Annotated in this window: 8 protein-coding genes and 3 pseudogenes; 8 read left to right on the plus strand and 3 right to left on the minus strand. The window is 67.4% G+C overall.

Annotated features, from left to right (window positions below; translation table 11 throughout):
* Positions 1–527 (minus strand): transposase (locus ACZ69M_RS50815; RefSeq protein ID WP_470060499.1); only part of this gene is annotated, 527 nt, incomplete at its 3' end.
* 525 nt (positions 528–1,052) lie between these two features.
* On the opposite strand from ACZ69M_RS50815, the gene ACZ69M_RS50820 reads away from it, so the two are divergent.
* The 7 genes from ACZ69M_RS50820 to ACZ69M_RS50850 all read left to right on the plus strand — a co-directional run bounded on the left by ACZ69M_RS50820 (position 1,053) and on the right by ACZ69M_RS50850 (position 8,374).
* Positions 1,053–1,784, plus strand: coding sequence for a phosphotransferase (locus tag ACZ69M_RS50820; protein ID WP_470060500.1), 732 nt, complete (start codon positions 1,053–1,055; stop codon positions 1,782–1,784).
* A gap of 76 nt (positions 1,785–1,860) precedes the next feature.
* Positions 1,861–2,316, plus strand: a complete 456-nt coding sequence (locus ACZ69M_RS50825) for a hypothetical protein (RefSeq protein ID WP_470060501.1) — start codon at positions 1,861–1,863, stop codon at positions 2,314–2,316.
* A 72-nt stretch (positions 2,317–2,388) separates the two neighbouring features.
* Positions 2,389–2,820 carry a helix-turn-helix domain-containing protein gene (locus ACZ69M_RS50830; protein WP_470060502.1) on the plus strand — a complete coding sequence of 144 codons (432 nt, stop codon included), beginning with the start codon at positions 2,389–2,391 and terminating at the stop codon, positions 2,818–2,820.
* A gap of 376 nt (positions 2,821–3,196) precedes the next feature.
* Positions 3,197–4,027, plus strand: coding sequence for a hypothetical protein (locus ACZ69M_RS50835; protein ID WP_470060503.1), 831 nt, complete (start codon positions 3,197–3,199; stop codon positions 4,025–4,027).
* 5 nt (positions 4,028–4,032) lie between these two features.
* Positions 4,033–6,387: an nSTAND3 domain-containing NTPase gene (locus tag ACZ69M_RS50840; protein ID WP_470060504.1), complete on the plus strand. Its 2,355-nt coding sequence runs from the start codon at positions 4,033–4,035 to the stop codon at positions 6,385–6,387.
* 213 nt (positions 6,388–6,600) lie between these two features.
* On the plus strand, positions 6,601–6,912 hold the full coding sequence (locus ACZ69M_RS50845; RefSeq protein ID WP_470060505.1) for a hypothetical protein: 312 nt from the start codon (positions 6,601–6,603) through the stop codon (positions 6,910–6,912).
* A gap of 475 nt (positions 6,913–7,387) precedes the next feature.
* Positions 7,388–8,374, plus strand: coding sequence for a hypothetical protein (locus ACZ69M_RS50850; protein ID WP_470060506.1), 987 nt, complete (start codon positions 7,388–7,390; stop codon positions 8,372–8,374).
* On the opposite strand, the pseudogene ACZ69M_RS50855 reads toward ACZ69M_RS50850, so the two are convergent.
* Together ACZ69M_RS50855 and ACZ69M_RS50860 are read right to left on the minus strand one after the other, a co-directional pair.
* Positions 8,266–8,562: pseudogene (locus ACZ69M_RS50855) on the minus strand (AMP-binding protein); the annotation flags it as partial. The gene ACZ69M_RS50850 and the pseudogene ACZ69M_RS50855 overlap by 109 nt on opposite strands.
* A 130-nt stretch (positions 8,563–8,692) precedes the next feature.
* A pseudogene (locus tag ACZ69M_RS50860) lies at positions 8,693–8,806 on the minus strand (ATP-binding protein); the annotation flags it as partial.
* 20 nt (positions 8,807–8,826) lie between these two features.
* Between ACZ69M_RS50860 and ACZ69M_RS50865 the strand changes: the two are divergent.
* A pseudogene (locus ACZ69M_RS50865) lies at positions 8,827–8,988 on the plus strand (ATP-binding protein); the annotation flags it as partial.
* Between the last annotated feature and the right edge of the window lie 84 nt (positions 8,989–9,072).

Consider the following 9,072-nt stretch of genomic DNA (forward strand, 5'->3'; position numbering starts at 1 on the left):
GAGGGCAGCCGGTAGGCATCGGTCCTGGTGCCGTAGCGCTTCTGCCATGCCGGGTCCATCCAGCTCACGAGCCACTGCGCACTGGCCGCGGACAGTGCTTCCAGGCTGGCCCGAAGCGTCTCGCCGATGAACTCCAACCGGTTCAGGCGCCGGACAGCCGCCAACACATGAGTGGAGTCGGTGCGCTGCCGCCCTCCGGCGCTGACCAGGCCCTGACCGGCCAGGCGCTCCAGCAGCAGGTCCAGCACCCGCTCCTCCAGGCCGTGGTCCAGCAGCCGTTGCCGGAACCCGGTCAGCACCGTGAAGTCGAAGCCGGGATCGGTGAGCTCCAGTCCCAGCAGGTACTTCACGTCGATCCTGGCCCGCACCGCGTGCGCTGCCTGTCGGTCCGTCAGGTTCTCAACGAATTGCAGCACGCTTACCAGGGCGAGCTGTCCGGGCGAGATGCCAGGCCGGCCGCGGTCTCCGAACGCCTCGCGGAACTCCTCGTTCGAGAACACTGAACCGAGTTGGTCACGGATCCGCATCGCAAGACACCCCTTCGGGAACGCAGCATGTGCGACCGCACTCGTCCCATCCGGAACACCGCCAGAAGCCGACCCCATCGACACAGCCGCCACCCCCTGCCGTAGGGCGACCCCATTCACGCGCCCCTGACCAGCAGGATCCGTCCCGCCGCCTGCCTCCGACCGAGTGATCGACGCAAACTCCCTCGAATTGAGCAACAGGGTCATCGAGATCTTCTACAACCGCCAGAGACGACATTCAGCACTGGGCTACCGCACCCCCATCGAGTACGAACTACTCTCCACACAAGACACCATCCACGCAGCCAGTTAGCCACCGCAGCTGGAACCCAAACCGTGGGGCAGGTCAACCCTGTCACCCAACCCTGCAGCAGACCCGGGTGGTGTGCTCGTCTGTCGCGGTGCTTGCGCTGGTCGTGGGCGGCAGTCTGCGAAGTAGATCATCTGGCGGAGTTGTCCTGGGGGCGGATCAAGCGTCGGGGCAAGTCATGAGCGTGAAAGGTGGCGATCAGGCAAGGTGGATGGATGCGTGAGTCGTCCTTGCCTGGAGGTTTCGTCAATGCGGTCGTTCGTGTCGGGGACACGGTGCGCCGTCCAGCCTCGGCGAAGTTCGTGGGTGATCTGCTGAGGTTGCTTGAAGCCAGTGGCTGGGGTGGTGCTCCGCGGTATCTCGGTGTGGACGACGAGGGCCGTGAAGTCCTCAGTTACCTCGATGGCCACGTGGCATGGGAGCTGCGACAACCTGCTGCTGTGTCATCGGACGAGAGTCTGGTGACGGCCGCCCGGCTCGTGCGTGAGTTCCATGACCTGACGGCCGGCACCCCGCTGGCCGGAGATCAAGAGGTCGTGTGTCACAACGACTTGTCGCCCAAGAACACGGTCTATCAGCTGTGCAGTGGCGAGTTTCGGCCGGTGGCATTCATCGACTGGGACCTTGCTGCGCCGGGCGCGCGGATCCACGACATCGCTCATGTCTGCTGGCAGTACCTCGGTCTGGGCCCTTCGGTCACCGACGTTGAGAAGGTAGCCCGGCGCATGAGGCTGATCGTTGACAGCTACGAGTTGTCCGACCGGCAACGTCTCGTGTCCACGATCTTGTGGTGGCAGGACCGGTGCTGGCGGGGCATCGAGACCCAGGCCGATGCGGGTGACGTCGCCATGACCCGGCTCCGTGACGCAGGGGCGGTGAGGCAAGTTCAGTCGGCCTATCAGTGGGTTTCCGATCATCGGGGTGCATTGGAACGCTCAGTGCAGTAGCGCGCGTGGGCAACGGCCGCAGTCGGTTCGCTGGTTCCTTCCCGTGGCGGTCGGACGGCCTTCTACGATCCGACGCATGCTGGATCCCGAACTGCTGGAACGGATCACCACGCGGCGCGCGGAACTGGACGAACTCGAAGAACAGCTGGCCAAGCAGCTGGCGGAGGTACGGGCCGAGCGGGACGAACTCGCCGTCGCCGAACGGGTCTTTGATCGGGTGAGCGAGCAGCTCGCCGACGAACGCGCCTCGGCTGGCCTCGGACCTGGGCAGGTGGGCGGCCGTGCGGTGATGCTGATTCCGCACCGTACGCCGGACGCGGAGGAGACCATGCTCCCGCCCGACTACCAGCGCATCGTCGCCGCCGTGCGCCAGGCCGCCGGACCGGTCATGGCCCGGCAGGTCGGCGAGACGCTGGGCGTCGACGTCAGCGTTCGGGCCAAGCTGGAACCGCTGCGCGGGAGGCTGGTCAGACTCGTCGATCGCGGCTGGCTGCGGAAACTGCCCGACGGCCGGTTCACCACCCGCCTGTGACCAGGAGCACCGCCACTCGGAACGGCTCGGCACGGTCGTAACCGGGGTACCCCCGGCGGCCGTTGGAATTGTGTGACGAATACCAAAAAGCGCGCCGAGGACTCCTGCCCGTTTGTCTACCAGTGCCGTCTGCCGCTGTCCACGCGCACCGTCAACCACCTCGCCGATCTGCTCCGGCGCCATCTGAAGGCGATACGGTCCAGGTGGCGGATCCTGCCGCCGGGGAAGATCGCGGTGCTCGTCCTGGCCGTACTGCGCCACGACCAGCGCCTGGCCGACATGGCCGACGGCAACGACGTGTCCGAGTCCACCGTCCGCCGCTGGCGGGACGAGCTGATCGGACTGCTCGCCGCCCAGGCACCGCGCCTGGACCGTGCCCTGAAGAAGGTCGCCAGGCAAGGCGGGGAAGTGGTCCTGATCGACGGCACATTCGCTAGTCACAGAGTGAATGTCAACGACAAGGCCCGGGTTGCTGCGGCGGCATCCAGGGTCATCCACCCCTAGTCACTGGCCATGTCACGAAGGCGCGGGGTGCTGGACGCTGGATCCTCCGCCTTCCCCAGGGCGCGCGGTGACAGATCACCCGTCACGGGGCCTCCGCCCTGTACGGGCGCGGTATCGGGACGGTGGGCCTTGAGCGGGCTCGGCGCGTCCCAGCACCTGTCAGGACCCTGCGTCGAAGATCTACCCATTCAGCGCGGACCGGGCCGCCCAGCCATTTTTCCGCATGTGGGCCGGGCCGGTCAGGCAAGGCCCGCCGGGAGTGGCACCGCCGCTGCCAGGAGTTTGGTGCGACGGCGGCATGCTCCCGCCTGATCGGGAGCCTCGACGGGGCAGGGCGGGAAACGCGCCATAATGCTCGTGCAACGGGAGGGGTTGTATGAGTCTGTCGTTTTCTCACCAGTTCAACGTGCAGGCGGTCGCAGCGGAAGGCGGGTCCGCCCAGTTCGGGACGAACGTGCTCGCTGGTCTCGTCGATGGGATCGACACGTTCCGGGACGAGTTGGAGCGGAAGCGGCGATCACGCAGCCTGGGGCCCGGGATGCTCGGGGCGTTCTTGTGGGTGGACGACGCTGAACTGCTGTGCCGGATCGCCGAGTTCCCGTCCGCGTGCGTAGTGGTCAGCAAGCAGCCACGGGGCCCGCGTTCCCGGGAGAAGCTGCGCAGGGTAGCCGATGCGGTGAAGGGCGCGGCCGGCTTCCCTGCTCGGGCGCTGCCTCATCTGGAGGGACTGCGCCTCCATGAGGACGGCGCGGCACCGGTAGTGGGTCCCCGCTCAGCGTCACCGGACATCCAGCTGTCCGCGCTGCGCAGCCTCGGCTACCGCAAGGCCGGAGATCATCTCGTTCCGATCCTGCACACCAAGATGTTGCTGCTGGGTGAGCTCTGGTGGCACGACGAGGACGGATCGGGCACGGTAGCCGACGTCATCGGGTTCAGGCCCAGTCGGCTGTGGCTGGGGAGCGCCAATGGCACCGAAAGCTCTCGCCGCAGCCTGGAGTTCGGGCTATGGACGCAGGATCCCGGCCTCATGGAGGCCGCACAAAAGTTCCTGGTCGAGGTGGTGGCCCAGTCCGAGGAGCTGGATCCTGACAGCAACACCCTGACTCCGGACCTGGTCGAATCGGACTACGACGACGAGGAGATGTGGGAGGCGCTCACCGCGCTGGCTGACGACGCACCCGACGAGGGCCACAGGGACAGCGAGTGACGAGCATGAGCGAGACCGTCGCCCCCGGGTCGCCTCGTTTCGCCCTGCACACCCTGGGCTGGCGTGCCTTTCAGGACCTGTGCGCGGCTGTGCTGCGGGAGGTGTGGGGGCAGTCGGTGCAGGCGTTCGCGGACTCCAACGACGGGGGCAGGGACGGCGCCTTCTACGGCACCTGGCAGCCGCCGGACGAGCCCGGAGGCGTGCGAGATCTGCTGCCGGGCCCCTTTGTGCTGCAGTGCAAGCACACCAAGAAGGCGGATGCCACACTCGCCCCGTCGGAACTCGAGGACGAGTTCACCAAGGTCCGCGCCTTGGTCGAGCGCGGGGTGTGCGCGACCTATGTGCTGCTGACGAACGCCCGGGTCAGCGGCCAGTCCGAGGAAGAGATCCGGCGGCGACTGGGTGCCTGCGGAGTGGCGCATCCCCTGGTCCTGGACGGGCAGTGGCTGAGCGACATGATCGCCTCGCATCGAGGGCTGCGGATGTTCGTCCCTCGTGTCTATGGGCTCGGTGATCTGTCGCAGATCCTCGACGAACGCGCCTACACCCAGGCTCTGGTGCTGATGAAGTCTGCGCCGGAGCAGGTTTCCACGTTCGTCGTCACCAACGCCTACCGCAAGGCCGCCCGCGCCCTGCGCGACCACGGCTTCGTGCTGCTGCTCGGCGACCCGGCCGTGGGCAAATCCGTCATCGCCCTGATGCTCGCCATCAGCGCCGCCGACAACTGGGGGTGCGTGGCCATCAAGCCGCGGACCTCCGACGAGCTGGTGCAGCGCTGGAACCCTCACGAGAAAGATCAGTTCTTTTGGCTCGATGACGCCTTCGGCGCGGTCCGTCATGAGGAGATCCTCACCCACGCCTGGGCGCGGGACCTGCCGCACGTGATGAGCGCCGTGAAGAACGGGGCCCGGGTCGTGCTGACCTCCCGCAACTACATCTACAACGAGGCCCGGCCCTTGCTCAAGCCGTATGCCTACCCCCTGCTGCACGAGCAGCAGGTCACCGTCGACGTCGCCGACCTCGCCCGCGCGGAGCGGCAGCAGATCCTCTACAACCATCTCGCCGCGGGCGATCAGCCGACAAACGTGCTCAGCCAGATGAAGCCGCACCTCGAGTCCGCAGCCGACGCCAAGCCATTCCGCCCCGAAGCCGCCCGCCGTCTCGGACTCCAGGCCTTCACCACCGGACTGTCCCAGACCCGCGAGAGCATCACGTCCTTCATGGCCCAGCCTCGGCAGCTCCTGATCGATGTCTATGACCAGCTGGACGTGGACGCCCACGCAGCTCTCGCTCTCGTGTACGCCACAGGTCAGGACAAGGGGCTGCCCAGCCCCGTCGCCCTTGATCCGGTCCAACGCGACATCATCGAACGGGCTGGCGCCGCGCCCGGCGCCACCAGCCGGGCCATGGCAACGCTCACCGGTACCTTCCTCACCGAGGCGACCGCCCTTGACGGGCAGGCGTACTGGTCATTCCACCACCCCACTCTCCGGGAAGGTTTCGCCGCCTGGCTGACCACCCAGGCCCACTTGCTGCCCATCGTCCTGACCGGCATGACCGACCGGGCCCTGCTCTCCCGCACGGACTGCCTGCCCCCCGGCAGCGAACAGCGCCAGGGCACTCTCCTGCGCATTCCGCCACCTCTGTATCAGGCCACGGCCCAGCGGATCTCCGCGCTGCGCCGACATCGCCGCAGCCCCGACATAGAGTGGCGGGAGGAGTACGAGCGTCGGCAAAGAATCCTCTCCTACTTGTCGCGGGACAGCAGCGACGGCTTCCTACGCGCCTACATCGCAGAAGATCCCGAACTTCACGCGCTGCTCCTGGACTTCGACGCACCGGCCAAAGACGATCTCCGCACACGGGTGCTGGCCCGCCTCCACCGTGCCGGCCTGCTCCCCGAAGAGATCCGGCAGGAGGCAATCGCACACATGACAGACCTGGCCGTCACGGCACCCGACGCCTCATGGATCGAGCACCACGACTGGCAGAAAGAGGCGTGGCACGTCCTCCTCAGCGACGAGGAACGCGAGAGCCTGTTCGAGCACGTACGCCAAGAGCTCGTTCCCCGCCTCGAACGGCGCGTAGATGACTGGGCCTCGGAATTCGACGGCGACCCAGACAACGACCCCGTCGACGACGCGCTGTTCTGGTACAGCCAAGCCTTCGAGCGACGGCTCGACGATGACACAGCCGGTGAGTTCGATCAGGCACGCGACATCTACCAACAGATCCGCGAGGATCCGGACTCAGCCCACCGCGCCTGGGCTCCCGATCCTCCTCCCTACCGACGAGAGACCTCGCAAAGCACCCAGCCCGTCCCGGAACAGCGCAGCCTTTTCGACGACATCGACCATTGACAGAAATTCCTCGCCCAGGCGCCCACGCCTGAACAGCCTGCTCACGACGTCCGCTTCAGCGCATCCAGCACGGACTCATCCCAGAAGCTCGGTGTGGTCCGTGGACGGAGGCGGGGGCTTCGCGCTGTGCTCTGACAGCGTCCAGCACCCGGGCGTTGTCAGTGCCGGGTGGGAAGATGGCGTGAGTGTGATCCGCGCGGCAGAGGGACGACTGTGGCTGTTGAGTGGGAGCGCATTGGGCAGCCCCGGTTCGACCGGATCGTCGAGGCCCTGGTGCACCGCATGTACAACGCCACGGCGACGGTGGAGGCGGTCAACGGACGCGGCGGGGACGACGGCATCGACATCAAGGTCACCAGCGGGCCGCGGGTGCGGATCTTCCAGCTGAAGTACTACCCGGACGGTTTCCCCGCCGCGTCGTTCAAGGGCCGTCGCTCGGCGATCAAGGTATCGTTCGAGTGGGCCATGCTCCAGGCCCCCTGGGAATGGATCCTGGTGGTGCCCTGCACGCTGACCGCAGCCTAGCGGGCGTACGTGAATGCTCTGCCTGCCGGGCGCACGGTGCGGGTGCGGGTGATGGACCGGGCGGAGCTGGACGACCGGCTGGCGGTGCACGCGGATCTGGAGGCGTCCTTCAACCGCGACCAGCTGTTCGAGGCAGCGAAGGTCTACAACCAGGAGCGGGCACTGCTGATGGGCAGTCTCGCCGACATCGGCGCCCGGGTGGGGGCGCGGGGCCGGCAGGTCGACGGCCTGGACGACCACTGGACGGTGGACTTCGCCCGGCAGACGGATGCGGTGGTGCATGTCTTGCGCGGCAAGCACCCACGGGCCCACGAGGTCTCCCCCATCCAGATCACCCTGACCGGGGCGGGGGACCTGGCCCCGGAGCTCGCCGACGCCGTCCGGGCCAGCCTGGGGTTCGGGCGGCCGGAGGAAGTGGTCCTGCCGCCCTCGGCGATGGGGAGTCTTACCCTCACCGGGCCCGACTGGCTGTCCGGTGCCCACCGCGAGGTGGAGGTACCTCGCCCGCCTGCAGATCCGCGCCGGCCACACCGACGACGGCCGCCAGCGACTGCTGGGCCTGTACGAAGCCGTCGGCACCGGCCACACCGCTGCCTTCGAGGGCATCACCGTGCCGGCCGACCTCACCCGCACTGCCGAGGACCGGCGGGAAGTCCACGCGTGGCTGTGGCGCGTCCTCCTCGCCGACGGCACACGCACCCTCACCACCACCGGACGCTGGCGTGAGGCCCTCGCCCATATCAAACAACACCGGGGCGTGGGCACACGGATGCTCGACGGACGCCAAGTCGCCGTAGTCGCGGCCCTCACCACCGGCGACACAGCACATGCTGCGGAACTGCTCACCAGCACGGCTCCCGGCAAGCCGTGGGAACAGGCTGTCACCACCTGCCTGACCACACTGTGCCGCCGCGACGCCGGACAGGACACCGACAGCTACCTGACAGGCCTCGTGACCACCTACCTGAACCACGAGGCGAAGCCGGGCCTGACCGTCTTCGACATCCGCCTTGGCCTCACCGCCCTCGATGCGATCGCATCCACCGACCATCCCGGAGCCGGCAGCCTCGTCAACGACCTGGTCCGACGCATTACGGAAGCCCGCGATGGATACGCGGCCCGCGAAGTCCTGGCGCACCCTCTGTTCCTCATGCTCGCAACGGACAGCCAGGCACACGGATGCAAGGACTTGATCCGGGCCTGCCATCTCGAAGCCGGAACTCTTCCGAAAGAGCTGCACCGCAGCCTCTCGGCCGCTCTCCACTCCAGCGATGCGGTGCTCACCCGCTCGCTGAACACGGCCTCGGCGTCCGCAGCCATGAACGACTGGTCGGCCGACGGGAGTTCGGGATTGACCAGCACCGCGACGGCGCCGAGCCGGGCGGTCGCGAGGAACGCCGTCACCCACGCGATTCCGTCGGGCAGCGCCAGCACCACCCGCTCACCAGGCCGCACCCCGTGACCGGCGAGCACGGTAGCGACGCAGGCCGCGAGCGGGTGCACCTCGCCGTAGGTCCAGGTCCGGTGACCCTGGTCGAAGACGGCCCGCCCGGCCCACCCGCGCCGCTCCGCCAGCCCGGCGAGCTGGGCGGCGAGGTTGCCTGGAACCTCGGCGTCGGCCGGCGTGCGCACGGACTGCGGAGTCGTCATCGCACGGGCCCCTCGGTGGGAGTGTGCTCGCCGCGGACGCGCTCCGCGTGGAGGGCGGCCCGGGCCACCGTATGCTCTCCCTGCTCACGCAGCACCTGACACGGGTTCGCCGAAACAAGTGCGCTTTCGTGAAAGCCTCGTTGGAGGCGATCGCGATGCTGCTCTCCTCCTCACGCTCTGCGAGGGCCTGGAAGAGCATTTCGGCGCCCCGGCGGCCCAGTTCAAGATAGCCGAGCTTGTCGATCTATGCCGATATCCGCATAGATCGATGAACTCGGCTACATGGAGCTTGACCGCAGGGGCGCTGAGCTGCTGTTTCAGGTTCTGACCGAGCGCGAGGAGAAGAACAGCGTCGCCATCGCTTCGAACGAAAGTTTCAGCGGGTGGACGAAGACGTTCACCGATCCGCGTCTCTCCGCGCTTATCTCGACTTCAGTCTCTGAATCACGCTGCTGACCAGCAACATGATGTCGTGGACGGTTGTCTTTGACTACGAGCTCTCGGCGGCGA

It is taken from the genome of Streptomyces sp. NPDC107454 (assembly GCF_055582885.1).